Raw genomic sequence first — 25,689 nt, forward strand, 5'->3', positions numbered from 1 at the left:
ATTCTTTTTTAATAAAGGCATTTATCGATCTTTTCAGCAATAAGCCCATCAACAAAAGAGGCAAGATAAGAACAGCGCTCGCGTTTTTTGGTTTCAGCTAAATAAATCGACTTAATAAAAGATAAAGATTGATCTAAATCTTCGTTAATCACAACATAATCATAAGAATGCCAATGCTTCAATTCCGTTCGTGCATTTTCCAATCGTAAATTGATGATATCTTGACTATCTTCGGCTCGACGATGTAAACGCGAAACAAGCTCTTTCATTGATGGTGGAAGAATAAAAACAGATACAGTGTCTCCTAGCATTTTTTTTTGCAGCTGCTTAGTACCCTGATAATCAATATCAAATAGCATATCACGGCCGGTATTCAATGCTTTTTCAACAGTTTCACGTAAAGTGCCATAATAATTCCCGTGAACTTCTGCCCACTCAATAAATTCATCCCTATCACGCTTATATTCAAACTCTTCCTTTGAAATAAAGTAATAATGCAGCCCATCTACTTCACTAGGACGCCTTTTCCTTGTGGTCATACTTACGGAAAGCTCTAATTGTCCCTCTTTTAGAAGTAATCGAGAAATTGTTGATTTACCAGCGCCTGAAGGTGAAGAGAGAATAAATAAAAAACCGCGGCGTTGATTTGTTTTTATGGCATTGAATTTACTTTCAAAGGCTGTCATCACACCACTCTACTTTGTTTATAAATTTTTCTTCAAAATTTAAATAATACATTACCTCAATATTTCTCCCAACCAATGGTATTTGCTTTAGCAGCTAGATCTCAATGTTATCCTGTTCTTCCATTAAAATAATTTATTAGCAGTATATTTATTTCTTTCTTAAATATTTTTATCCATACGCTAAGCTCTCTTGTAGCATACAAGAAAATGATTTTTATAATTCTTATAAAAAAATTTTACTATACTTTGGATTTTCATTTTACGATGCAAACAGATACGTTATTATTATAAATTTAATGTCTTGCCTTTAATTCTCGCCACTTGCGAACATTCATATTATGTTCTTCTAAAGTTCGAGAAAAGACATGCCCTCCTGAACCATCAGCAACAAAATAAAGTGCATCACTGCTTGGTGGATGTGCTACCGCTTTCAAAGAATCTCGACCTGGATTTGCAATAGCCGTTGGAGGCAAACCATTAATTTTATAAGTATTATATGGTGTTTCCTTCTCAAGATCTGAACGATAAATCGCACGACCGGATGGTTTTCCTTTTCCTCCGAAGAGACCATAAATTACTGTTGGATCCGATTGAAGACGCATATGCTTTGTAAGGCGGTTATAAAATACCGCAGCAACCATTGGTCTTTCTGCTGCAATTCCCGTTTCTTTCTCAACAATTGAGGCTAATATAACAAATTCATCAATTGATTTAATAGGTAAATCAGGTGAACGCGTAGCCCATATAGCATGAATTAATTTTGTCTGTCCTTCACGCAATCTGTTTACAATCTCTTTACGCGTTGTCCCCCGAATAAAACGAACAGTATCCGTCATTAAACAGCCTTCTGGAGGCAAAATTTTTGGAAGGTCTCCAATCAAAATTTCATTCGCAGCTAATCGATCGAAAACTTGCTGAACCGTTAAACCTTCAGGTACTGTAAATGTATACTCTATAGATTTTCCTTTCACAAGAATATCCATAATATCCTGCATCGAAGCATGAGCTGGAATTAAATATTCACCAGCCTTCAGATGCGTTGTTTTTTGGTGATAACCAACCCCATAAACAAAGATATCTGATGATCGAATGAAACCACGTTTTTCTAGCAATGAAGCAATTTCACGAATTCCGGTACCAGGATGGATAAGAACAATTTGTTCTTCCTCAATTTTTCCCTTTTCTTCAAAAATACTTTTTCCAATATAAAGAGGAATACTTATGCCAAAAAGAATAATCACAATCAGCATAAGAAAAAAATTACCGAGAACAACCAATGGATTACGGACGATAGATGATTTCTTTCGTTTTTTATGTATTAACATGTCATAACTATCTGCTAAATGATTCGAAGAGGAATCACTTACGTCCTTTAATGGTTTTCCATTTTTCACATCGGACATAACCCCTCATAGCGATTAAGGATAATATTATAATTTCTCATTCACCTTATAATAAAGTAGAAAACTCAAAAGAAGAAATTAAATAAAAATACTTATTATCCTCTAAAACGTTGTATCACCAACGATGCATTTGTCCCACCAAATCCAAAAGAATTAGAAAGAATCGTATCAATCTTTCGTTCACGCGGTTTGTGTGGTACAAGGTCGATTTTTGTTTCAATCGATGGATTGTCAAGATTCAGTGTCGCTGGGGCTATATTATCCCGTATAGCTAAAATAGAAAAAATAGCCTCAGCAGCACCGGCTGCACCAAGTAAATGCCCGATAGATGATTTCGTTGATGACATAGAAACTTGTGGTGCATAACTCCCTAAAACACGCTCAACAGCCGCTAGCTCTATGGAATCAGCCATCGTAGATGTACCATGAGCATTAATATAATCAAGTTCACTCACATTCACTTGTGCACGCTTAAGAGCAGCTATCATACTACGCTGAGCCCCTTCACCACTTTCTGAAGGTGCTGTAATGTGGTAAGCGTCACCAGATAAACCATAGCCAATAATCTCAGCATAAATACGCGCCCCTCGTTTTTTGGCATGTTCCAGCTCTTCTAAAACAACAACAGCTGCTCCTTCCCCCATCACAAAACCATCACGATCAGTATCATAAGGACGTGACGCCCGTTCAGGATCATCATTGCGACAAGTAGAAAGAGCTCTACAAGCTGCAAAACCTGCAAGAGATATCCGATTTATCGGAGATTCAGTCCCCCCTGCCACCATGACATCTGCATCACCAAACATAATCAAACGTGCCGCATCACCAATCGCATGCGCCCCTGTCGAACAAGCCGTTACAACAGAATGATTAGGCCCCCGTAAACCATATTGAATAGACACATAACCAGAAGCAAGATTAATCAAACGACCTGGAATAAAAAAGGGAGAAACACGACGTGGGCCCTTATCACGAAGCGTATAACCAGCTTCAACAATGCCCTCAACTCCCCCAATTCCCGAACCAATTAACACACCTGTACAAATCTGATCTTCATCACTCTTAGGAAACCATTCGGCATCTGCAAGCGCTTGGTTAGCAGCAGCCATTGCATAAACAATAAATGCATCAACTTTACGTTGCTCCTTAGGTTCCATATACAAATCAGCATTATAGGTCCCCTCTGTTCCATCCCCTAAGGGGATACGCGCAGCAATCTGGCATGGCAAATCTGATACATCAAATTCAGTGATACGTCGGACACCACTTCTTCCTTCAAGAAGTCGTTTCCAACTATATTCAATATTACCAGCTAATGGAGATACCAATCCTAAACCAGTAACAACAACACGTCTCATAACTTCTAACCTTGAACTAAACTTCACCTCTCAAAGCTCTCTTTTCAAAAGAACTCCGAAGAATATAGGCAAAAGCAATTTATGCCTTTGCCCTTTAGTAATCACGCAGAAGCTTTATCAATGAACTTGACTGCATCACCAACGGTGAAAATCGTTTCAGCAGCTTCATCTGGAATTTCTACCCCAAACTCTTCTTCAAAAGCCATAACGAGTTCAACCGTATCAAGGCTATCAGCCCCTAGATCATCGATAAAGCTTGCATTTTCTACAACTTTATCAGCATTAACCCCAAGATGTTCCACGATAATTTTCTTAACGCGCTCTACTGTATCACTCATGTTGAAATCCTCGAATTTATATTTCCTATAATTTGGTTAACTATATCGGTTCATCTAATCAAGCAATAGATGCATTACTTTAAAAGATTTTAGTAATGATTTAAAACATCCTGTGGATATCCCCTACAAAATGAACCAATCTGACATTCCGACATCAATTGATTAACGACCATATTAAAGAAATAGATGCATCTATCCATTTCAATCGTTACTATCTAAAATAATACAATTCATAAATCAATGTGGAATAAAATAAATACTCATATCATTGCCATTCCACCATTGATATGGAGTGTTTGACCTGTCGTATAGGCTGCTTCATCGCTTGCTAAATAAACAGCAGCAGTGGCTATTTCTTGCCCACTTCCCATACGCTTCATTGGAATCGCAGCCATAATGGCTTCTTTTTGCTTTTCATTAAGCTTGTCTGTCATTGCAGATTTAATAAATCCTGGAGCAATACAATTGACAGTGATATTTCGCGAAGCAATTTCTTGTGCCAATGCTTTAGAAAAACCTATCAAGCCTGCTTTTGCAGCACAGTAATTTGTTTGTCCAGGATTTCCCACAACACCAACAACAGATGTAATGTTAATAATTCTTCCATAACGGCGGCGCATCATAGAATGTATTAATTCACGCGTCAAAAGAGAAGCAGCTGTTAGGTTAACTTCTAAAACATCATCCCAGTCTTTATCTTGCATACGCACAAAAAGACCATCTCTAGTGATTCCCGCATTGTTAACCAAAATATCGACGCCATCCATTTTTCTCTCTGCAACTTCAGCCAATTGTTTAATCGATTGGCGTTCAGAAAGATTAGCGGGAAATACAAAAACATTCTGCCCTAATTCTGCCGCCACTTCTCTGAGCTTTTCTTCACGTGTTCCATGAAGTCCAACAATGGCTCCTTGTGCATGAAAGCAGCGTGCAATTGCCTCACCAATTTCTCCCGAAGCCCCCGTTACAAGAGCTTTACGCCCTGTTAATCTAAACATTTTTTAACTCCTTATAGATTAAACGCCAAGCATGCCTAGCGCTGATTCTATTTCATCAACTGTTCCAATTGTTACCCCCTTTATATCTTTGTTAATACGACGCGTTAAACCTGTTAATACTTTTCCAGAACCAACTTCAAAAAGCGTATCAACCCCATTCGCAGCGATCCATTCTATTGTTTCACGCCATCGCACCCTCCCAGTCACTTGTTGGACAAGAAGAGTAGTAATACGCTCTGGATTGCTCTCAGGTGCAACAGAAACATTGGCAATCAAAGGAACAATAGGGGACATTTTGTTAACAGTCAAAAGTGCTTTCTTCATGGCATCAGCAGCAGGTTGCATTAAAGATGAATGAAAAGGTGCAGAAACAGGAAGAAGAAGTGCACGTTTTGCACCTTTTATTGATGCAATCTCTACCGCTGCCTCAACTGCTTTTGCTTTACCGGAAATAACAATTTGCCCACCACCATTATCATTAGCAATCTGACATAGTCCTTCTCCAGAAACAGTTTCGCAAATTTCTTCCACAATGTGCTCTTCCAAACCAATCAATGCAGCCATAGAACCTTCACCAACCGCAACAGCAGCCTGCATAGCATTGCCACGAATACGCAAAAGTCTTGCCGTATCTGTGAGAGTAAATGTACCAGCAGCACAAAGAGCCGAATATTCGCCTAAAGAATGGCCAGCAACAAATCTTACCTTTTCTTCTATACGAAGCCCTAATTGTTTCATCACACGAATGACAGCCATAGATACAGCCATTAATGCCGGTTGTGCATTTGCTGTTAACGTTAAAACATTTGCTGGTCCTTCAAAAATGATCTTTGATAATTTCTCACCCAAAGCATCATCAACTTCCTCGAAAACCATCCGCGCCGCAACAAATTGCTCTGCAAGCGCTTTCCCCATACCAACAAGTTGACTCCCCTGCCCTGGAAAAACAAAAGCTGCACCCATTTATCAACTCCTAAAACTGTACAATTAAATTATTTTCTTTTGACCTTATTCATCCGCACAAATCAAGATAAAGCCCTTTATTTAAAACGAATACCACACTTAAAATTATATTTTAAGGGTGGAATTTGATATAAAAACTTAGGAAAATATGGTGCTATAAACTGAATAACACTCAAACTTATAAGACTTCCTAAAACTATACCTGCTAAAATATCAAAAGGGTAATGTACACCCACAAAGATGCGCGCCCAACAGATTAAGAATAAAAACACCACAGCAAATCTAAAAGTCACTTTGTATCGGTAAAAATAAAAGTTAGCTGTATAAGATGCAATGGTCAAGGCATGATTACTAGGAAAAGAAGCTGTTGCACGATGTTGAATCAGGGGTGTTGTCAGCCCTACAACGAATGGGCGTGGATGAAAGTAAAAAAGAGAAATGAGATAGCCTATGAAAAGAGAAGTACAAATGCTCATGCAAGTGCTTAGCACGACACATCGTTCCCTTTCTCTACCACAAAACCACAACGCAAAAAGATGAATAGGAATGATGTAAATTAAAAACTTTGCACAAAAAATGCTAAACAAAACTAAAATCGACCAAGATTGATGATTGCCGACAAACATTTCAAAGAGTGAAACATCAATCTGGTTTAAAAAGTCCATTTTTCTCTCCTTATTTTTATAGTGTTACAGAACTATCTCTTTGTAGAAGAGGGAAATATATTGAAAATATATCAAGATTTAATAAATCAATTTTTTTATGTGCGTAAACTTGCTATTTTTAAAGATAACCTGTAGATATGGAGTGTTCGTTGCCGGTACTTTAGCTGGAGGTTGAACGGAGGGCTGTGAAATCAGTAGGAAATACAATGTTTCCGACCTCCCGTGTCTCCGCTCTGAGATGTCTCGAATTGTAAACGCGTCCTTTCTTCTTTGGATTTCCAAAAAAGACAAGTCGCAGAGGCTTTGCGCTAAAACCGGTGGAATTTAATTGAAGAAAGGCAAAACAATGGCTCTTTATGAACATATGTTCCTTGCTCGACAAGACATTGCACCACAACAAGTTGATGAACTTTTGAGTCTCTACAAAGGTGTCATTGAAGCGCAGGGTGGAAAAGTTGGGCGTGTAGAAAATTGGGGACTTCGTCCTCTTGCTTACCGTATTCGAAAAAACCGTAAGGCTTATTATGTATTGGTCAATATTGATGCACCAGCTACAGCAATTGCTGAAATGGAGCGTCAGATGCGCATCAATGAGGATGTTTTGCGTTACATGACCATTCGTGTAGAAAAACATGAAAAAGAAAAATCTGCTATGCTCTCACATCTTGATCGCAATAGCCACATTGGTCATGATGAGGAGCGTTCTCGTTCCCCGCGTCGTCAACGTGAAAATGCTATAGAAGGGGTAGAATGATGACTGATACTAATCAAAACTCTGCACGTCGCCCCTTTCATCGCCGTCGCAAAACATGTCCTTTTTCAGGAGTTAATGCACCGAAAATTGATTATAAAGATATCAAATTGTTACAACGTTATATCTCTGAACGTGGAAAAATTGTTCCTTCACGGATTACAGCTGTTAGTCAAAAAAGACAGCGTGAATTAGCTAACGCTATCAAACGTGCTCGCTTTTTAGGCTTACTTCCGTACGTTATAAAGTAAGCGATCAATACGCTATGCAACTGGAGAGTTTATCCAGTTGCTTTTCTTATATGGTTAAAAAATAGCTTGTTGTATCCTATGTTAAGCTATTAAATGTCAAAGTTGGGGTATTGACACGCCTCTAACTGCAGAAAGCAGGACAGCAATAAATGAAAAAAAATCGTACTTATGAGATATTAACCGGTATTTTGGCAGGATTATTTGCTGTTGTGATAGGAATGGCAATCATCAGTGTTGCAAATATCGCGCCCTTTTTTTCTCTTCTTCTTGGCTGCTTTCTTTCATTGCCAATTTTTATTGTTGCGTTCGGTCAAGGAACATTAGCCAGTCTCATCGCCCTCATAAGTGCCACTGTTGTTCTTATCATAACCACTAATACCTATATTGCTTTTGGCTTTATGTTCTTATTTTTCCTTCCTGCTGTCTATGCTTCTTGGCTTCTTGGGCTTGCACGACCAGCGCAAAAAGAAAACGAACTGATGTGGTATCCATTATCATCGGTTATTTTTCATTTAACTAATTTTATCGCTCTTATAGCAACTTTCATTGGGCTCTATGTTCAAACACGTCCTTCCACACCCATCGTTGCAAAAAAAATCACCGAAAACATAGCACAAACTCTGCAACAAACACAGTCAATAAAGGAAGCCGATATACGCGCTTTTAATGAGCTTTTAATGACGCATACAGCAACTTTTACTGCTTTTTCTTTGACTATTTATAGTTTGGTTTTTCTCATTGGTAACCTTTACTTTTCCATGATAGCAGCACAACATATGAAATGGCTGAAAAGACCCCGTGATGATTGGAGCCAAACTCTCCGCCTTCCAATTTCTGGAATTATTATTTTTATTATTGTTTGCATAGCATCGATGGTTGAGTTGAGCGCTTCTCTTAACTTGAGTACACTTGTCTTTAGTACTGCATACACTGTCATCATATTAATTAGCGGTCTAGCATATCTTCACAATATTACAAAAGGGGTAAACGGTCGGATTATTATACTTTCTCTTGTTTATATTGCTATTTTAACAGTCGTTTTTACTCCACCTATTGTTTTCATGATGCTTTTGATGGGAATTTGGGCTGCTATTCAATACAATTTTCAATCACGCAAAAAACTCCACTAAATTTATTTGTTCGAAAGGAAAAACTATGGATATTATTTTACTTGAGCGCATTCCTCGTCTTGGTCAGATGGGTGATATTGTCTCAGTTAAAGATGGTTATGCGCGTAATTTTCTCTTGCCTCAAGGTAAAGCTTTACGCGCAAATGAAGCTAATAAAAAACATTTTGAGGTACAACGTGCACAACTTGAAGCACGTAATCTTGAACGCAAAAGCGAAGCGCAAAAAATTGCTGAAAAACTTGATGGACAATCATTCATTGTTGTTCGTTCTGCTGGTGAAACGGGACAACTTTATGGTTCTGTGTCAACACGTGATATTGCTGAAATCATAACAGATGAAGGCTTTTCTATTGGAAGAAATCAAATCGAACTTAATCATCCAATAAAAATGATCGGTCTTCACACTATCACTCTTAGTTTACATCCAGAAGTTCAAATTTCTGTGATTATTAACGTTGCGCGTTCTACCAGTGAAGCACAACGCCAAGCAGAAGGTGAAACTCTCACTTCGGCTAAAGAAATATATAATATTCAAGAAGAATTATTAGAAGAAAGTCAGGAAGAATTATTGGCAGAAGAAATTAATGACAACGATATAAACAGTTCTCATCAAGAAGCTTAATTGCTATTTTTTCTTTCTGTTTTATATTTTTTATTCCATTTTAAATATCGCTCATAAAATACTCACACTTTAAAAGTGAGTATTTTATGGCTATCGTACATAAAGAACCTAATTTTTATGAAAGAATTAGAAATATACTATTTAAAAATTACATGCCGAGAATGATAATATCACTAAGAGGAAATGTCTTTTGTTTTCCAGCATATAAAACAAAAATAATTCTACTTAAACAGATATTGGAATTTTAAGGTTAAGTAACTTAAAAATACTTAAATTTAGAGTAGAAAAACTTCCACTTTAAAATCACATATTATAAAATAAAATAGATAGACATTATATAAATAATACACAAATGATAAATGAGGAACGAAAGAGAGTTTTAAAAAATTATATAATTTTAACTTAAAATGAAGATTTGTAGCTCTATTCTTTTAATTATACGATTTTCAATTTATCACCTAAAGTAGCTAGACTTAGAATTTTAGTGGAAAAATATTATGGAAGAAACTAACGTTGTTAATGTCAGCTCTTCAAAGAAAGAGGATTCTCCTTCTTTTCGGCAACTTCCGCATAATATTGAAGCTGAACAGGCATTGCTTGGTGCCATCTTTATCAACAATGATTCTCTTGACCGCGTTTCAGATTTTCTAAAACCAGAACATTTTTTTGAACCATTGCATCAAAAAATTTATCATGTTTTATCTCACCTTATTAAAATAGGAAAACGTGTAGATCCAGTTACAATCAAACCCTATATCCAAATGGAAGAGAAAATTGGAGATATTACTGTATACCAATATGTTGTTCGCTTAGCCACAGAGGCAGTCACTATTATTAACGCTGAAGATTATGGACGCGTCATTTACGATCTCTTTATCCGACGATCTTTGATTAACCTTGGAACTCAAGTTGTCAATACAGCCTTTGATGCTCCTGTAGAACTCACGCCTACCCAACAAATTGAAACTGTTGAAAATCAGTTATTTGAGCTAGCAGAAAAAGGGAAATATGGAGGTGGATTTGAAAATTTTAATGAGGCCATTAAAAAAGCTATCGATATGGCAAGTGCTGCGAAAAAGCGCTCTTCACAATTATCAGGGATAGCCACCCATATTAAAACACTTGATGAAAAAATGGGAGGATTACAAGCATCTGACTTAATTATCCTTGCGGGCCGCCCTGGTATGGGTAAAACCTCACTGGCTACCAATATTGCCTTTAATATTGCTAATGCTTATAATCGTAATGCCAATATCCAAGAAAATGAAGGCGGCATTGTGGGATTCTTCTCACTTGAGATGTCATCCGAACAGCTTGCAACCCGTATTATTTCTGAACAAACAGAAGTCTCTTCTTCTGATATTCGGCGTGGTAATATTTCAGATGAACAATTTTCAAAAATTATTCGTGCGGTGAACCAACTACAAAAGGCACCCCTTTATATTGATCAAACTGGTGGAATATCAATTACGCAATTAGCCGCTCGTGCGCGGCGTCTCAAGCGGCAACATGGTTTAGATATCTTGTTTATTGACTATATCCAACTCATGACAAGCAGTTCAAAGCGTTCATCAGAAAATCGTGTTCAAGAGATCACAGAAATTACCACAGGATTAAAAGCATTAGCGAAAGAATTGAATATTCCTATTATCGCTCTCTCTCAACTTTCACGTCAAGTAGAAAATAGAACAGATAAACGCCCACAGCTTTCAGATTTACGTGAATCTGGTTCAATTGAGCAAGATGCCGACATCGTTCTGTTTGTCTATCGCGAAGAATATTATCTCAAAAATGAAGAACCAAAACTAGGTAGCTTGGAACATACGAAATGGCAAGAAATAATGGATAAAGCTTTTGGAAAAGCTGACGTTATTATTGCAAAACAGCGCCATGGGCCGACAGGAATCGTGCCCCTTGCCTTTCAATCTGATTTCACACGCTTTAGTGATCTGGCCGATAGCAATTACCTTCCAGAGCAAATTGGTTAAATCGACATGGCGCGTAATCGTATTCAATTTATCTGTCAAAATTGCAGAACCATCCATTCTCGTTGGGCAGGAAAATGGATGATTTTGGCCGTCATTATTTGCTATCTAAAAAGCTCTTGAACAATATTAATCTTAATAATATGAGAAGATAATACATCTTTTTAGCGTTGCAAGTAAGATACATATATCCAAAATCTATAGCTAATCTAAATCTTTCTATATTGTTCCTTCTTTAAAAAAACTCCTTCTCACAAGACACTCATTTTCTTGTTTTTAAATTCAAAAATAATTGCTGATGTTGTGCAAGACTGGCTATTATGTAAAATATCAGAAAATTTCCTCTTTATAGGACAATCTCTAACCTTTTAACAAAAATATTTTCTAATCTATCTGAAAAATTACCCTAATTACCGCAATATAAAAAACAAGCAGTGTTTTAAATACTACAGCACAGAGAAAATTCTATAACATGCAAAATATTCTTGATATAAAATTGTATAAAAACTGATATATAACAAAAGAAAAATGTGTAATTATGCTAGAAAAAAAAGAAGACTGCGATAGTGGATTTGACAGTCTTGATGAAGCTATTAAAAGAGTTATTGATATAGCAGGTGCTACAAAAAAGCGCTCTTCGCAAATATCAGGGATAGCGACTCATATTCAAACACTTGATGAAAAAATAGGAGGATTACAACCATCCGATTTAATTATCCTTGCAGGGCGCCCTGGTATGGGTAAAACTTCACTTGCTACCAATATTGCCTTTAATATTGCCAATGCTTATAATCATAATGGTAATATCCAAGAAAATGAAGGCAGCGTTGTAGGATTCTTCTCACTTGAAATGTCCTCAGAGCAGCTTGCAACACGTATTATTTCTGAACAAACGGAAGTCTCTTCTTCTGATATTCGACGTGGTCATATTTCAGATGAACAATTTTCAAAAATTATTCGTACGGTAAATCAGCTCCAAAAGGCACCCCTTTATATTGATCAAACTGGAGGAATATCAGTTTCACAACTGGCTGCCCGTGCTCGGCGTCTCAAGCAAAAACATGGTTTGGATGTCTTAATTATTGATTATATCCAACTCATGACAAGTGATTTAAAATACACATCTGAATATCGTATTCAAGAAATCACTGCAGAATTAAAAGCCTTAGCTAAAGAATTAAATATCCCTATTATTGCTCTTTCACAACTTTCACATCAAGTTGAAAACAGAACAGATAAACGCCCAAAACTTTTAGATTTAGGTGGATTTGGTTCTATTGAGCAAGATGCCGACATCGTTTTATTTGTCTATCGTGAAGAATATTACCTCAAAAATGAAGAACCAAAGTTCGGTAGCCTTGAACATATGAAATGGCTAGAAATAATGGACAAAGCTTTTGGAAAAGCTGATGTTATTATTGCAAAACATCGCCATGGGCCGACAGGAATCGTTCCCCTTGCCTTTCAATCTGACTTCACACGCTTTAGTGATTTGGCTGATAGCAATTATCTTCCAGAGCAAATTGGCTAAACCACCATGGCACGCAACCGTATTCAATTTATCTGTCAAAATTGCGGAACCATCCATTCTCGTTGGGCAGGGAAATGTAGCGCCTGTGGAGAATGGAATTCTCTTGTTGAAGAAAATATAAATGGCGGCATAGGAAGTGGTCCTAAGCAGAATACGCGTAAAGGACGCATCGTTGCCCTTACATCTCTTTCTGGAGATATCCAAGATGCTCCACGTATTCATTCTGGTATTGCGGAACTTGATCGTGTTACCGGTGGGGGCTTTGTCCGTGGATCAGCACTTCTTGTTGGTGGTGATCCTGGTATTGGAAAATCAACATTGCTGACACAAACAGCTGCTGCTTTATCCCGCAAAGGACATCATGTCATCTATGTCTCAGGTGAAGAGGCTATTGCGCAAATTTGTCTGCGTGCACAGAGGCTTGGAGCGAACAATACAGAAGTAAAACTTGCCGCTGAAACCAATGTAGAAGATATTCTGGCAACCTTAAGCGAACATAAAAACCTTGATATGGTGATTATCGATTCGATTCAAACTCTATGGTCAGATACAGCAGATTCAGCACCTGGCACTGTCACACAAGTACGTATTGGCGCTCAAGCAATGATCCGCTTTGCCAAGAAAACAGGAGCTGCTGTTGTTCTTGTTGGTCATGTTACAAAAGATGGGCAAATTGCTGGTCCTAGAGTCGTTGAACATATGGTTGATGGCGTTCTCTATTTTGAGGGTGAAGGTGGACATCATTATCGCATTCTTAGAACTGTAAAAAATCGCTTCGGGCCAACAGATGAAATTGGTGTCTTTGAAATGTCTGATAAAGGATTACGCGAAGTAATAAATCCATCCGAATTGTTCTTAGGAGAACGTAATGAAAAAGCACCAGGCGCTGCTGTTTTCGCCGGGATGGAAGGAACACGCCCAATATTAGTAGAAATTCAAGCGCTTGTTGCTCCTTCTTCCCTTGGGACACCAAGACGTGCAGTTGTCGGATGGGATGGAAATCGTCTTTCTATGATTCTTGCCGTTTTAGAAGCCCATTGTGGCATTCGTTTTGGACAGCATGATGTCTATCTGAACGTGGCAGGTGGATATCGCATATCAGAACCCGCTGCTGATTTAGCTGTAGCCGCTGCTTTGGTATCCTCTCTTGCCAATATTCCTTTGCCAACAAATTATGTATATTTTGGTGAAGTCAGTCTTTCAGGAGCTACCCGCGCTGTTGCACATTCAGCACAACGCATCAATGAAGCAAAAAAACTCGGCTTTCAGGGAGCCTTTCACCCCACAACAACAACCGAAATGATGAATTCGCTCAACTTTCAACAAAAAACTTTCTCCGACCTTCCCGAACTCGTTGCTACTCTTACTGTAAGTAAAAAATGATCTGTACCACAGATATGATAATATAGAAAAAACTCTATAAAATACAAAAGATCCTTGCTATAAGAACAAAAAATGGCATAACAAAAAATATATTTGCACACAGACTTAAAAGAACACAACTTTATGTATAAGGAACAAACAAATGATCATAACAATCCTTGATGGAATTGTCGTAGTAATCATCCTGTTGTCCGCTTTTCTTGCTATGCTTCGAGGATTTTCACGTGAAGTGTTATCGTTGATTTCTTGGGCAGTTGCAGCTGTTACGACACTGTTTTTATTCAAACCTGTCTTACCTTTCTTTGAACAATATCTCTCTAATAAAATGATTGCATTGATCACAACATTGGTCACAATTTTTATTATTGTTCTCATTATTACTTCAATTATTACAATGAAGATCTCTGATTTTATTATTGATAGTCGAATTGGTATTCTTGACCGTGCTATTGGTTTTATTTTTGGAGCAATTCGTGGTTTACTTATCATGGTCATCGGTATGTTGCTGATTAATGCACTGATTAAACCCGAGCTTCAAGCGAATTGGTTAAAAAATGCAAAAACAAGACCTATTTTAGATTCATTGGGACAAAAAGTTTGGGAAATACTCCCCAAAGATATTGGATCTGTTCTCGAAAAGACGGAAAATTTGTTTAAAGACAGCAATAAACATACGTATGAGCAACACTCTAATGAAAAGATAATTTTCAAAAAATAGAGAATAGTTTTTCATGAGGAAAGAAAACTAAATGATGTAAAATGTGATATTAATGATTCCTCCATATCACAACTGAAAGAATATGATGATAAAAAGCGATGTTTTCTGTCAAGAATTTTCATTAGATGATGATACCCTTCATGAAGAATGTGGAGTTTTTGGTATTCTTGGGCATGAAGATGCCGCAACATTAACAGCTCTTGGACTCCACGCACTTCAGCATCGTGGGCAAGAAGCAGCTGGGATTGTTTCTTACCATAATAAAATATTTCATCAAGAAAAGCATTTAGGTCTTGTTGGCGATCACTATACAAACCCTGCAACACTTGCCCGCTTACCAGGAAATCGTGCTATTGGACATACCCGTTATTCAACAACTGGAGAAGTGGCATTACGCAATGTTCAACCCCTTTTTGCTGAATTGAAAGTTGGAGGTATTGCTATTGCGCATAATGGTAATCTTACCAATGGTCTCACATTACGCCGTGAACTCATCGCTTCTGGTGCTATCTGTCAATCAACGTCAGATTCAGAAGTTTTTCTCCATCTTATCGCCCGCTCACGTTATGAATCGTCCTCTGATCGTTTTGTTGATGCGATTCGGCAAGTAGAAGGTGGGTATGCTATGTTAGCGCTCACACGTACAAAGCTTATTGCGGCACGCGATCCAACAGGAATTAGACCTCTCGTGATGGGGGAACTTGATGGTAAGCCTATCTTTTGTTCTGAAACTTGTGCTCTTGATATTATTGGAGCAAAATATGTCCGTGATGTTAAAAATGGAGAAATCATCATATGTGAAATACAAAAAAATGGGGAAATTACGAAAAAAATTATAAAACCAGAAAATACAAAACCAGAAAAACTTTGCTTGTTTGAATATGTTTATTTTGCCCGTCCAGACTCAATCGTTGGAGGACGTAGTGTTTATACAACACGCAAAAATATGGGAATCCGTTTAGCACAGGAAGCCCCTTGTGAGGGTGATGTTGTGGTTCCTGTTCCTGATGGAGGAACGCCTGCCGCAATTGGCTATGCACAAGAAATTGGAATTCCCTTCGAGCTTGGTATTATTCGTAATCACTATGTTGGCCGCACTTTTATCGAACCAACACAACAAATTCGCGCTTTTGGCGTCAAGTTAAAACATTCGGCAAACCGTCCTGTGATTGAAGGAAAACGTGTTATTCTGGTTGATGACTCTATTGTCCGTGGAACAACATCCCTTAAAATTGTACGAATGCTTCGCGATGCAGGAGCAAAAGAAGTTCATATGCGCATTTCTAGCCCTATGATTTTTTATCCTGACTTTTATGGTATTGATACACCTAAAGCTGAAAACCTTTTAGCAAATCAATATCCAGATTTAAAATCTATGTGTGATTTTATTGGAGCGGATTCATTAGAATTTCTTTCAACGGATGGATTATATCTTGCTGTAGCAGGGGAAAAACGGAATAACGCCGATCCACAATTTACTGACCATTATTTTACTGGATATTATCCTACGCATCTGGTTGATCAAGAAAATCTCTCCAAAATTCATCAATCATCTGTTCTAAAAACAAGAGATTAATGATGACAAAACGTGACTTTAGTCTCCATAGGCGTGTTGCACTTGTTACTGGCGCATCAAGAGGGATTGGCTATTATTTGGCACTCGAGCTTGCTGCACGCGGCGCTCATATTATTGCTCTTGCACGAACAGTCAGTGGACTTACTGAATTGGACAATCAAATCCGAAAAAAAGGGGCTCATGCAACCCTTGTTCCCCTTGACTTGCATCATATGGAAAACATCGATACCCTTGCTATCTCAATTGCCAAACGCTGGAAAAAACTTGATATTATCGTCGCAAACGCAGGAATTCTTGGAACACTCTCACCAATAGCACATATTGAAAACACAGTATTTGAAGATGTTTTTCAAATAAATCTTTTCAGCCAATGGCGCTTAATGAAAGCCGTTGAGCCTTTATTACGTGAATCTGACGCTGGACGAGCCATCCTGTTATCCTCAACCGTTGCGCATGCTGCGCGCCCTTTCTGGGGAGCTTATGCAGCCTCTAAAGCGGCTTTAGAGGTGATTGCCCGCTGTTGGGCAGAAGAACTCAAACAAACCCCTATTAAGATTAATTGTGTCAACCCTGGTGCCACACGCACTGCCATGCGCGCTGAAGCTATGCCCGGTGAAGATCCACAAACTCTCCCTTCACCACAAGAGATTGCAAAAAAGATAATCCATTTGTTATCACCTGATTTAAAAGAAACTGGAAAACTCTTTAATGTCCGTAAAAATCGGTTTGTAGATTATCATATACCTGATTGATCATCATATGAGAAGTAAATCTTTTGACTCTCTCTTTTTCCTGTGCTTCTCAACAGAAGAATGAGACACTTTATGATTCTTGGATAGCTTTAGCATCAGTCTTTTTCTCTTCTAAAGTAGCACGTTTATTATAAGCGATAAAACTACAGGGGAGAAAAATCATATAGCTAACCGCTGTAATCAATAAAGTTTTCCATGTGTAAGTCGCAAGAAAACCGACATAAATAACAATGACCAACATGCACGGTATAACGATATCGCGCCTTAAATTTTGATCAATTGTTTTTGCATTCCATACTGGTAAACGACTAATCAAAAGAAAAGCAATAATTACAGTATAAAGACTAAAAAATAATGCCCACCCCCAATTGGGAACCAAACCAAGAGTGCCTAAATAAGTAGGCAATAAAAGCAATAATGCTCCTGCTGGTGCTGGAACACCAACAAAATAACTTTTCTGCCACTTAGGTATATTGGGATTATCTAACATCACATTAAAACGTGCTAATCGCAAACAACAAGCAACACAATAAACAAGGGCAGCAACCCACCCAATATGATTCGCTTGATTCAAGATAAAAGAATAAACAATGAGTGCAGGGGTAACACCAAAATTTATAACATCAGCAAGAGAATCCATCTGTGCCCCAAAAGATGAACTACCATCTATTAAACGGGCAATGCGACCATCAGCACCATCTAAAACTGCGGCCAGAAGCACCATTAAAATAGCAGCTTCATAGCGATGTTCAAAAGCCAAACGAATGCTGCTCATCCCTGCACAAATTGCTAAAATAGTAATGATATTAGGAATGACATACCGCATTGATGTAGGTGAACGCCGCCGATTTGCAACATCATCATGCTGCCCCTCAGGATTGAATGAAGAAAATGGCGAAAAATTTTTCATTGTGAGTCCTAATCGTATCTGAAGTCCGTTGTGGCACTCTTATCATCAAAAGAACCCAAAACCGTTTCTCCAGCAATTGCTGTCTGTCCAACTGCAACACGTAATTTCATTTCAGTCGGTATATAAGTATCAAGGCGAGAACCAAAACGAATCAATCCAAATCGCTCACCAGTCATAACGGCATCGTTTTCTTTTGACCAGCAAACAATCCGGCGCGCAACCATTCCCGCTATTTGTACGACACCAATTTTACCATGTTTGCTATCAATTACCACCCCATTACGCTCATTAAACTGACTAGCTTTATCAAAGTCAGCATTGGTAAATCGACCTGGATGATAAACGATAGACTCTACTGTACCACTGATAGGAATACGATTAATATGGCATGAAAAAACATCCATAAAAATAGAAATACGGATCATTTCATCTTTCCCTAAACCTAATTCTTCAGGTGGAACACATGATTCCACACATGAAATACGCCCATCAGCAGGCGACATCACCCAATTTGAATTCAAAGGGATCACACGATCTGGATCACGGAAAAAGTATATACACCACACCGTGAGAACGAGACCAAACCAAAAAAACGGACTCCATATCCAACCAAGAATGAGCGAAATAACAAAAAACGCTACAATAAAAGGATAACCTTCTTTATGAACCGGTACAAAGCTATTATGGAAAGATTGCAGAATACTCATATAATTTCCTATTCATCGTAAACTTAAACAAGCAACAAAGCTTTTTGTTCCTCTTGTGTCTTTTTATGTATTTAATCAATCACTCCATATAAAGATATAGATTACATTTTGCTCTATTTATTTTTTACGATTAACAACACTCGTCTCATCTTCTTCACGCATTTTACGTAATTTTTCTTCAGCTTGCGATGCTTCAAGCTGCTTATTCCACATTGAAGCATAGAGACCTTTCTTGCGTAAAAGCTCTGTATGTGTCCCATTTTCAATAATACGACCACTTTTAAGAACCAAAATTTCATCAGCATTGATAACCGTAGAAAGACGGTGAGCAATAATCAATGTTGTACGTCCACGGCTTACAATATCCAATGCTTGTTGAATTTCCTGTTCTGTCGCCGTATCAAGAGCCGCTGTTGCTTCATCTAGAATAAGAAGTGGGGGGGCTTTTAAGAGTGTCCGTGCAATAGCCACACGTTGTTTTTCACCACCTGATAATTTGAGACCACGCTCTCCTACCATAGATTGAAAACCTTCTGGTAATATCTCAATAAATTTTGAGATCTGTGCCATTTCAGCAGCTTTGCGCATCTCTTCATCTGTAGCACTTGGACGCCCATAGCAAATATTATAGGCAATTGTATCATTAAATAACACCGTATCTTGTGGTACCATGCCTATCGCTTCGCGCAAACTTTTTTGTGTTACATCACGAATATCCTGCCCGTCAATTGTAATAGAACCCGAATCAACATCATAAAACCGAAAAAGCAACCGAGAAATAGTTGATTTCCCTGCACCCGATGGACCAACAATAGCGACTGTTTTTCCTCCAGAGACTTCAAAATCAATATCTCGAAGAATCTGACGCGTCGAATCATAGGAAAACTTTACCTGATGAAAACGAATGGTTCCATCGCTTATCTCTAACGGTTTGGCGTCCGATTTATCAACAATCTCCTGTTGAACATCTAAAAGATCAAACATCGCTTCAATATCCGTTAAACCTTGCCGAACATCACGATAAATTGAACCAATAAAATTCAGTGGAATAGAAAGTTGCATTAAAAGTGCATTAATAAAAACAAAGTCTCCTAAAGTTTGTGTCTTATAATAAACTTCATAAGCTGACATCAGCATTATGATCGTCATTCCAATACCAAAGATAAGAGCCTGACCAAAATTAAGCCAGCTTAATGATGTCCAAATCTTTGTTGCGGCTTTTTCATAACATACCATAGAAGCATTGAAACGATCAGCTTCTAGAGTTTCATTGCTAAAATACTTGACCGTTTCAAAATTCAAGAGAGAATCAACAGCGCGCGTATTCGCCTCAGTATCCGCTGTATTCATTTGTTGCCGAATACGAATGCGCCAATCACTCGCCTTAATGGTAAACAAGGTATATAACCCAACCGTTACAACAACGATGAGAAGATAATACCACCCATAACTTATGTAAAATACAAGTGCTGTTAATATAAATTCTAAAACTGTCGGTATTGTATTGAGAATTGAAAATCTTACGATAGCTTCAATTCCTTTTGTACCACGCTCAATCACGCGAGAAAGCCCACCAGTTCGGCGTTCCAAATGAAATCGCAAAGATAATTCATGAATATGTACAAAGGTTTTATAAGCTAATTGACGAACAGCATATTGACCAACAGTGGCAAAAAGAGAATCGCGTAATTGATTTAATCCAGCCTGCATAATACGTGCAACATTGTACGCCAAAACGAGCATAATGGGAATAATCCAATTGGATGGAAACCATTCAGGTAACTGAAAGCTGGCATCAAGCACATTCGTAGAATATTTAAAGAAATACGGTACAGATATGAGAACGAACTTGGCCAAAACAAGATAAAATATTGCCCATAGCACACGCATTTTTAGATCACGCCGATCTACTGGCCACATATAAGGCCATAAATTGTAAAGTGTGCGCAGAGTTTTCCCCGTATCTGATGATACAGTTTTTGTTATTTCATTACGTTTCATAAAGCCCTTACTTCTCTATCATCCACACGAAAAAGGCAAAACACCCCCCTGTGGTTGTTTATAGGTTCATCTCTTCATTATGCTTCCAATAAGCTATACCTACTCGTTTTTTGAAGTTAGACTGTTTTTGAAAGAGGAACAAGAAATAATCCACTATATAATTTATTATTTGGGTCTGTATTCTCATACCACTCTGCTGCAAATAAACTTTCAACTTTTACATGCTTTTTTTTCAGTTCTGCATGAAGCCACTTTTTTGTTTTACCAATCTCTTTCAGCCCCTTATCAAGAATTTCGCCATTTTGTATTAAAATGATAGACTTCTTTCCTTCTTCCTTTTTAATAACAGAACAATCGCCATTGGTTTCTAAACGAACGAAAGCAGCTTCGTGTAAACTACAGCCTTTAATACGCAACATTGTAATCAGATCATTCACACTGATACCTAAGTTTTTAATCTTATCCACTTGAAATACTCCGTCTAAAACCAATGCAATATGACGTCCTGCAATGAGACGACGAAAAAAAACTGAATAGCGCATCAGAAAATTAAGAGTGGTGACCAAAGTCTGCCAAATAAATAAGACGATCAATAATTGAATACTGCTAACATCCGGACTATAAATAACGCCTCCAATGATACTTCCCATCACAAAATTACTTACCAAATCAACTGGCGTCATTTGACTAAGACTACCACGACCTGTGGTTCTTAAAATCAAGAGGAAAGCGATAAGGCCTACAACTAATTTTAGTGCGACATACCCATAATGATATAAAAATTCCATCATATTCTCCTTTTTCATGAGAGCTGCTGGAATAGAGACATTAGTGTCGCTTTATTTCCCACACGGTTATGCGCTTACCACTCTGCGGATCCTTACTATCTTTTAAAAGAACCCCCTCAGCTGCAAGCTCATCACGAATTATATCCGCAGCTTCCCACTCTTTATTATGGATAAGCTGTAGTCTTTCGGCAATGCGCTGATCAATAAATTTTGAATCAAGAAAAGTTTTTCTTGTAAATAATGGGCAGTCTATTTCTTTAATCCATTCTTTTCGTAACAGTCCTAATAAATTCATCCCATTAACAAGAGCCAAAGCATCTCCTTCTTTATAAAATTTTCGCAAAAGAGTCAGTGCTTTTGGAGTATTAAGATCATCACTAAGTGCATCTATCAAAGTATCATCAACTACTTCATTGTTTTTCATCTCACTCTTTTTGCTGCGAAGCAATTCATACCAACGATACAGTTCGCTGCTCGATTGTATTAAACGCTGTGCTGTCCAATTTAATGGTTCACGATAATGTGTTTGCAACATCGAAAAACGCGCAGACAAACCAGCCCAATTTTGCTTCATTTCATCGGATAAAATACCATTAAACTCCAAAAAATTATTCTCTAAAACAGAACGAATAGTTATGAAATTGCCAAAGCTTTTCGACATCTTTTTACCTTCAACTTGTAAAAAGCCGTTATGCATCCAAAAATTAGCCATTCGCTCCGTCCCAAAAGCTGAACAACTTTGTGCAATCTCATTTTCATGATGAGGAAAAATTAAATCAAGTCCACCACCATGGATATCAAAAATATTGGCGGTCGGATCATCACAAGTTAAACCACCACCATAGGGCGCTAATAACTTTGCCATTGACATTGCAGAACATTCAATATGCCAACCTGGACGACCTAAAACAGAAATTCCGCCCGGTGATTTCCAACCTGGTTCTCCTTCCTCAGAAGGCTTCCATAAAACAAAATCCATCTCTTCCCTTTTATAAGCAGCAACATCAATACGTGCCCCCGCCCTCATTTCATCTAAAGAACGATTTGCAAATGCCCCATAATGGGGAGGATTTTTTATACTACTTACAGAAAATAATATATGATTTTCCGCTTCATAAGCGTGCCCCTTTTCAAGCAACCTTTCAATTAAAGAGCGCATCTCCTCTAAATGCTCGGTTGCGCGCGGCTGACTGGTTGGCAATAGACAACCAAGTGCTATTGTATCTTGTTGAAACTGAGAATATGTACGTTCTGTTAATTGACGAATAGCGTCATTCAGTGACAAGTTTGGATATTCGCAAGCTGCTCGTGCATTAATTTTATCATCAACATCTGTAATATTACGTGCATATAGAACATGCTCATTGCCATAAACATGACGCAATAAACGAAATAAAATATCAAAAACAATGACAGGGCGTGCATTTCCTATATGTGCATAATCATAAACTGTCGGTCCACAAACATAAAGACGTACTCTTGTCGCATCTATTGGTGTAAAATTTTCTTTTTTACGTGTTAGCGTATTATAAAATCGCAACTCTTTCATCATTGGCTCCATGAACGATATCACGCACCGCTCTTTTTGAATGTATCTTACCTCAAATTATCGCATTATGCGGTTTAGGCTAGAACTTTTATCTTATAGTAAATTTTTCTTATCATTTTCCCATTGTATTCACGGCTGTATCCATCATTGATCGTAAAAACAATCTATTTTATTTGATTAGACAAAAACATTCTGTAGATAGAGATTTTTTCTCTCCTTGAAGAAAACGAGCTTTAAAAAATTCTATAGGCGTTACACTATAAATTTATGTGAAAAATAGATTGCACGAAGCAAATCTTAAATTTTTCACTACAAAAAACTCCGTCAGTATTTTCAATATTTCATTATGGTTTCCTTACTGTCTCTTACGCCCTATATTTTATAAGTAAGTGAGAATAATGTAACAATTAACCCTATTTTTTGACATCGTTTTCATGACACAATTATTTTATTTGTACAGAGTTTTATTCCAAGGAAAACAATAACAATAATGCGTAATAGATTGATGAACATCATTATTTTAATATTCATTGTAAGTTCAATGCCAACCTTTGCGCAACAATCTCCACCTTATGAGAAAAAATTACTCCGACTAGCGGAAATTTTGGGATCTCTGCATTCTCTTCAAAATCTTTGCGAGACTCCAACAAACCAATGGTATGACTACATGAACGCATTGATTGAAGCAGAAAAGCCTATCCCACAAAGACGCGCTTATTTTTATGAAGCGTTTAATGAAGCATACCGTGCTTTCTCAGAAAATTATCATCATTGTACACAAGCAGCAATTGAAGCCAATCAAAGATACGTTGAGGAAGGAAGAACTTTATCCGAAAACCTCCTCATGCATTATAAATAATTAATCTATACAAAAAGTGTCTTCTTCAATTTCAGCAATATCAACCATGTTCTCTCACAAATGAGGGGAGCTGTAAATCTACTCTGAAAATAGAGAAGTTTTTGAAAAATAATTCCTCGACACGTTTTTATTCTTGTGAGCATCTTTCCCCTGAACAAAATCGTTCTTTGGCTTCCTGCCCACCCTCAGAGCTTGTTTATCAATAGGCTGGGTTCTTGTTGAACAGATTCTTCTTGGCTTCTCACCCATGTTATTACTTAAACTAAAAGTACTAAAGGCTTGACAAACAAGTCTAAAAATATTCACCATACACTTAAAAAAATACTTATGTGCCAAGGAAGCTAGCATGCCTTATATCACCGCTCTAAAAGGCGATGTTTTATGGCATAATAAAATAAAACCTATAAAGTTTAATCTGTTTACACTAAAGTTTCTATAAATTTAACAGGCTCTCCTTGTGAAGAAGTAACAATTTCACCTTCCCACATCACACGCATACCACGGATAATGGTCCCAACAGGCCAACCTTTAACCTTTTTACCATCATAAGGTGTCCAACCGGCACGCGAACCAATTAAGCCATTCGTAATAATTTCTTCTCGCTTAAGATCAACAATTGTTAAATCAGCATCGTATCCAACAGCAAGGCGTCCTTTACAGCTTATACCAAAAATACGACTAGGGCCATGCGACGTGAGATCAACAAAACGCTCAAGAGATATCTTTCCTGCATTCACATGTGTCAACATAATTGCTGCTGTTGTTTGCACCCCTGTCATTCCTGAAGGTGAAGAAGGATAAGATTGAAGCTTTTCTTCCAAAGTATGAGGCGCATGATCTGAGCCTAAAACATCAATAATCCCCTGTTGAACACCGTACCAAAGAGCTTCACGGTGGCGCGGCTCACGAATAGGCGGATTCATCTGAATTAATGTACCAAATTGCTTATAATCATCAGCCGTGAGCGTCAAATGGTGTTGTGTCACTTCAATTGTTGCAACATCCTTATGTTTTTTTAGAAAATCAATTTCTTCTTCTGTCGAAAGATGTAACACATGAATCCGAGCCTTCGTCTCATGAGCAATTTTTACCAAACGCTGCGTACATTTTAATGCCGCAACTTCATCACGCCAAATCGGATGTGATGATGCATCCCCTTCAATACGCAGTATTTTACGCTCTTTGAGCCTCGCCTCATCTTCAGAATGAAAAGCCGCACGACGGCGTATATTCTTCAAAATAAGGCGTACACTTTCATCATCATCGACCAAAAGATCACCCGTAGAAGACCCCATAAAGACTTTAATTCCAGCTGCACCAGGAAGTCTTTCTAATTCAGACAATTCATGAGCATTTTCACGCGTTCCTCCAACCCAAAATGCAAAATCACAATGCATTCGATGAAATGCGCGTTTAACCTTATCGCTTAATGTAGCTTCTGATGTTGTCAATGGATTGGTATTAGGCATTTCAAAAACTGCTGTCACCCCCCCTAACACAGCAGAATACGAGCCACTTTCCAAATCCTCCTTATATTCATTACCTGGCTCGCGAAAATGTACTTGGCTATCAATAATTCCCGGTAAAATATGAAGCCCCGTACAATCAATCACCTCACCTGCCGATGCACATGTAAGGTCGCCAATTTCAGCAATACGGCCATTTGTAACACCAATATCACGCTTGCTTCTTCCATCATGATTCACAAGTGTTGCACCTTTAAAAATTGTATCAAATGTTTTAAACATAGCCACGCTCCTTACAT

The 25,689-nt window shown here is 37.8% G+C and carries 23 protein-coding genes and 1 pseudogene; 11 read left to right on the forward strand and 13 right to left on the reverse strand.

Going from position 1 to position 25,689, the window contains the following annotated elements:
• Window positions 1–8 precede the first annotated feature (8 nt).
• The 7 genes from gmk to ACFIM8_RS01620 form a co-directional block, all read right to left on the reverse strand.
• Window positions 9–686 (reverse strand): guanylate kinase, encoded by a 678-nt coding sequence (gene gmk, locus ACFIM8_RS01590; RefSeq protein ID WP_375606285.1) that lies wholly within the window; start codon window positions 684–686, stop codon window positions 9–11.
• 293 nt (window positions 687–979) lie between these two features.
• Window positions 980–2,089, reverse strand: a complete 1,110-nt coding sequence (mltG, locus tag ACFIM8_RS01595; protein WP_375606286.1) for an endolytic transglycosylase MltG — start codon at window positions 2,087–2,089, stop codon at window positions 980–982.
• A gap of 95 nt (window positions 2,090–2,184) precedes the next feature.
• Window positions 2,185–3,447, reverse strand: a complete 1,263-nt coding sequence (fabF, locus tag ACFIM8_RS01600; protein WP_375610164.1) for a beta-ketoacyl-ACP synthase II — start codon at window positions 3,445–3,447, stop codon at window positions 2,185–2,187.
• Between the two features lie 101 nt (window positions 3,448–3,548).
• Entirely contained in the window at window positions 3,549–3,785 is a 237-nt protein-coding gene (locus tag ACFIM8_RS01605; protein WP_004860281.1) for an acyl carrier protein, read from the reverse strand.
• 260 nt (window positions 3,786–4,045) lie between these two features.
• On the reverse strand, window positions 4,046–4,783 hold the full coding sequence (gene fabG / locus ACFIM8_RS01610; RefSeq protein WP_375614390.1) for a 3-oxoacyl-[acyl-carrier-protein] reductase: 738 nt from the start codon (window positions 4,781–4,783) through the stop codon (window positions 4,046–4,048).
• Window positions 4,784–4,801: 18 nt separating this feature from the next.
• Window positions 4,802–5,746 (reverse strand): ACP S-malonyltransferase, encoded by a 945-nt coding sequence (gene fabD, locus ACFIM8_RS01615; RefSeq protein WP_375614391.1) that lies wholly within the window; start codon window positions 5,744–5,746, stop codon window positions 4,802–4,804.
• Between the two features lie 77 nt (window positions 5,747–5,823).
• Complete coding sequence (locus ACFIM8_RS01620) at window positions 5,824–6,411, reverse strand: undecaprenyl-diphosphatase (protein ID WP_375614392.1); 588 nt, start codon at window positions 6,409–6,411, stop codon at window positions 5,824–5,826.
• Between the two features lie 346 nt (window positions 6,412–6,757).
• On the opposite strand from ACFIM8_RS01620, the gene rpsF reads away from it, so the two are divergent.
• The 10 genes and pseudogenes from rpsF (at window position 6,758) to ACFIM8_RS01670 (ending at window position 17,110) form a co-directional block, all read left to right on the forward strand.
• Window positions 6,758–7,165 (forward strand): 30S ribosomal protein S6, encoded by a 408-nt coding sequence (gene rpsF / locus ACFIM8_RS01625; RefSeq protein WP_375606290.1) that lies wholly within the window; start codon window positions 6,758–6,760, stop codon window positions 7,163–7,165.
• The gene (gene rpsR / locus ACFIM8_RS01630) at window positions 7,165–7,413 is read left to right on the forward strand and encodes a 30S ribosomal protein S18 (protein WP_375606469.1); all 249 of its coding nucleotides are present in this window, start codon (window positions 7,165–7,167) and stop codon (window positions 7,411–7,413) included. The genes rpsF and rpsR overlap by 1 nt, the downstream gene beginning before the upstream one ends.
• 149 nt (window positions 7,414–7,562) lie before the next feature.
• Window positions 7,563–8,543, forward strand: coding sequence for a hypothetical protein (locus ACFIM8_RS01635; protein ID WP_375614393.1), 981 nt, complete (start codon window positions 7,563–7,565; stop codon window positions 8,541–8,543).
• A gap of 25 nt (window positions 8,544–8,568) precedes the next feature.
• Entirely contained in the window at window positions 8,569–9,165 is a 597-nt protein-coding gene (rplI, locus tag ACFIM8_RS01640) for a 50S ribosomal protein L9 (protein WP_273791080.1), read from the forward strand.
• A 497-nt stretch (window positions 9,166–9,662) separates the two neighbouring features.
• A complete protein-coding gene (locus ACFIM8_RS01645; RefSeq protein WP_375610161.1) occupies window positions 9,663–11,153 on the forward strand; it encodes a replicative DNA helicase in 1,491 nt (496 codons plus the stop codon).
• Between the two features lie 520 nt (window positions 11,154–11,673).
• Window positions 11,674–12,681, forward strand: a pseudogene (locus ACFIM8_RS01650) (DnaB-like helicase C-terminal domain-containing protein); the annotation flags it as partial.
• A 6-nt stretch (window positions 12,682–12,687) separates the two neighbouring features.
• Complete coding sequence (radA, locus tag ACFIM8_RS01655; protein ID WP_375607710.1) at window positions 12,688–14,064, forward strand: DNA repair protein RadA; 1,377 nt, start codon at window positions 12,688–12,690, stop codon at window positions 14,062–14,064.
• 142 nt (window positions 14,065–14,206) lie between these two features.
• A complete protein-coding gene (locus ACFIM8_RS01660; RefSeq protein ID WP_375614394.1) occupies window positions 14,207–14,782 on the forward strand; it encodes a CvpA family protein in 576 nt (191 codons plus the stop codon).
• 82 nt (window positions 14,783–14,864) lie between these two features.
• The gene (purF, locus tag ACFIM8_RS01665) at window positions 14,865–16,358 is read left to right on the forward strand and encodes an amidophosphoribosyltransferase (RefSeq protein ID WP_375610159.1); all 1,494 of its coding nucleotides are present in this window, start codon (window positions 14,865–14,867) and stop codon (window positions 16,356–16,358) included.
• Between the two features lie 2 nt (window positions 16,359–16,360).
• Window positions 16,361–17,110: an SDR family NAD(P)-dependent oxidoreductase gene (locus ACFIM8_RS01670; protein WP_375606470.1), complete on the forward strand. Its 750-nt coding sequence runs from the start codon at window positions 16,361–16,363 to the stop codon at window positions 17,108–17,110.
• Between the two features lie 70 nt (window positions 17,111–17,180).
• On the opposite strand, the gene pssA is transcribed toward ACFIM8_RS01670, so the two are convergent.
• The 5 genes from pssA to cysS form a co-directional block, all read right to left on the reverse strand.
• On the reverse strand, window positions 17,181–18,020 hold the full coding sequence (gene pssA / locus ACFIM8_RS01675; protein WP_375610158.1) for a CDP-diacylglycerol--serine O-phosphatidyltransferase: 840 nt from the start codon (window positions 18,018–18,020) through the stop codon (window positions 17,181–17,183).
• An 8-nt stretch (window positions 18,021–18,028) separates the two neighbouring features.
• The gene (locus ACFIM8_RS01680; RefSeq protein WP_375610157.1) at window positions 18,029–18,727 is read right to left on the reverse strand and encodes a phosphatidylserine decarboxylase; all 699 of its coding nucleotides are present in this window, start codon (window positions 18,725–18,727) and stop codon (window positions 18,029–18,031) included.
• 117 nt (window positions 18,728–18,844) lie between these two features.
• Complete coding sequence (locus ACFIM8_RS01685) at window positions 18,845–20,728, reverse strand: ABCB family ABC transporter ATP-binding protein/permease (protein ID WP_375614395.1); 1,884 nt, start codon at window positions 20,726–20,728, stop codon at window positions 18,845–18,847.
• Window positions 20,729–20,844: 116 nt separating this feature from the next.
• A complete protein-coding gene (locus ACFIM8_RS01690; RefSeq protein ID WP_375609162.1) occupies window positions 20,845–21,516 on the reverse strand; it encodes a DUF421 domain-containing protein in 672 nt (223 codons plus the stop codon).
• A 40-nt stretch (window positions 21,517–21,556) separates the two neighbouring features.
• Complete coding sequence (gene cysS, locus ACFIM8_RS01695) at window positions 21,557–23,065, reverse strand: cysteine--tRNA ligase (RefSeq protein WP_375606472.1); 1,509 nt, start codon at window positions 23,063–23,065, stop codon at window positions 21,557–21,559.
• Between the two features lie 490 nt (window positions 23,066–23,555).
• Between cysS and ACFIM8_RS01700 the strand changes: the two genes are divergently transcribed.
• The gene (locus ACFIM8_RS01700; protein ID WP_375606299.1) at window positions 23,556–23,924 is read left to right on the forward strand and encodes a TIGR02301 family protein; all 369 of its coding nucleotides are present in this window, start codon (window positions 23,556–23,558) and stop codon (window positions 23,922–23,924) included.
• Window positions 23,925–24,343: 419 nt separating this feature from the next.
• Here the strand turns inward: ACFIM8_RS01700 and ACFIM8_RS01705 are convergent, their stop codons facing one another.
• Window positions 24,344–25,672: a dihydroorotase gene (locus ACFIM8_RS01705; protein WP_375606300.1), complete on the reverse strand. Its 1,329-nt coding sequence runs from the start codon at window positions 25,670–25,672 to the stop codon at window positions 24,344–24,346.
• Between the last annotated feature and the right edge of the window lie 17 nt (window positions 25,673–25,689).

It is taken from the genome of Bartonella sp. AC535YNZD (assembly GCF_042196625.1).
Taxonomy (GTDB): Bacteria; Pseudomonadota; Alphaproteobacteria; order Rhizobiales; family Rhizobiaceae; genus Bartonella.

Excerpts from the sequence above, each read along its gene's own strand:
- gmk (WP_375606285.1), bottom strand. The coding sequence starts at position 686 with ATGACAGCCTTTGAAAGTAAATTCAATGCCATAAAAACAAATCAACGC.
- mltG (WP_375606286.1), bottom strand. The coding sequence starts at position 2,089 with ATGTCCGATGTGAAAAATGGAAAACCATTAAAGGACGTAAGTGATTCC.
- fabF (WP_375610164.1), bottom strand. The coding sequence starts at position 3,447 with ATGAGACGTGTTGTTGTTACTGGTTTAGGATTGGTATCTCCATTAGCT.
- ACFIM8_RS01605 (WP_004860281.1), bottom strand. The coding sequence starts at position 3,785 with ATGAGTGATACAGTAGAGCGCGTTAAGAAAATTATCGTGGAACATCTT.
- fabG (WP_375614390.1), bottom strand. The coding sequence starts at position 4,783 with ATGTTTAGATTAACAGGGCGTAAAGCTCTTGTAACGGGGGCTTCGGGA.
- fabD (WP_375614391.1), bottom strand. The coding sequence starts at position 5,746 with ATGGGTGCAGCTTTTGTTTTTCCAGGGCAGGGGAGTCAACTTGTTGGT.
- ACFIM8_RS01620 (WP_375614392.1), bottom strand. The coding sequence starts at position 6,411 with ATGGACTTTTTAAACCAGATTGATGTTTCACTCTTTGAAATGTTTGTC.
- rpsF (WP_375606290.1), top strand. The coding sequence starts at position 6,758 with ATGGCTCTTTATGAACATATGTTCCTTGCTCGACAAGACATTGCACCA.
- rpsR (WP_375606469.1), top strand. The coding sequence starts at position 7,165 with ATGACTGATACTAATCAAAACTCTGCACGTCGCCCCTTTCATCGCCGT.
- ACFIM8_RS01635 (WP_375614393.1), top strand. The coding sequence starts at position 7,563 with ATGAAAAAAAATCGTACTTATGAGATATTAACCGGTATTTTGGCAGGA.
- rplI (WP_273791080.1), top strand. The coding sequence starts at position 8,569 with ATGGATATTATTTTACTTGAGCGCATTCCTCGTCTTGGTCAGATGGGT.
- ACFIM8_RS01645 (WP_375610161.1), top strand. The coding sequence starts at position 9,663 with ATGGAAGAAACTAACGTTGTTAATGTCAGCTCTTCAAAGAAAGAGGAT.
- radA (WP_375607710.1), top strand. The coding sequence starts at position 12,688 with ATGGCACGCAACCGTATTCAATTTATCTGTCAAAATTGCGGAACCATC.
- ACFIM8_RS01660 (WP_375614394.1), top strand. The coding sequence starts at position 14,207 with ATGATCATAACAATCCTTGATGGAATTGTCGTAGTAATCATCCTGTTG.
- purF (WP_375610159.1), top strand. The coding sequence starts at position 14,865 with ATGATGATAAAAAGCGATGTTTTCTGTCAAGAATTTTCATTAGATGAT.
- ACFIM8_RS01670 (WP_375606470.1), top strand. The coding sequence starts at position 16,361 with ATGACAAAACGTGACTTTAGTCTCCATAGGCGTGTTGCACTTGTTACT.
- pssA (WP_375610158.1), bottom strand. The coding sequence starts at position 18,020 with ATGAAAAATTTTTCGCCATTTTCTTCATTCAATCCTGAGGGGCAGCAT.
- ACFIM8_RS01680 (WP_375610157.1), bottom strand. The coding sequence starts at position 18,727 with ATGAGTATTCTGCAATCTTTCCATAATAGCTTTGTACCGGTTCATAAA.
- ACFIM8_RS01685 (WP_375614395.1), bottom strand. The coding sequence starts at position 20,728 with ATGAAACGTAATGAAATAACAAAAACTGTATCATCAGATACGGGGAAA.
- ACFIM8_RS01690 (WP_375609162.1), bottom strand. The coding sequence starts at position 21,516 with ATGGAATTTTTATATCATTATGGGTATGTCGCACTAAAATTAGTTGTA.
- cysS (WP_375606472.1), bottom strand. The coding sequence starts at position 23,065 with ATGAAAGAGTTGCGATTTTATAATACGCTAACACGTAAAAAAGAAAAT.
- ACFIM8_RS01700 (WP_375606299.1), top strand. The coding sequence starts at position 23,556 with ATGCGTAATAGATTGATGAACATCATTATTTTAATATTCATTGTAAGT.
- ACFIM8_RS01705 (WP_375606300.1), bottom strand. The coding sequence starts at position 25,672 with ATGTTTAAAACATTTGATACAATTTTTAAAGGTGCAACACTTGTGAAT.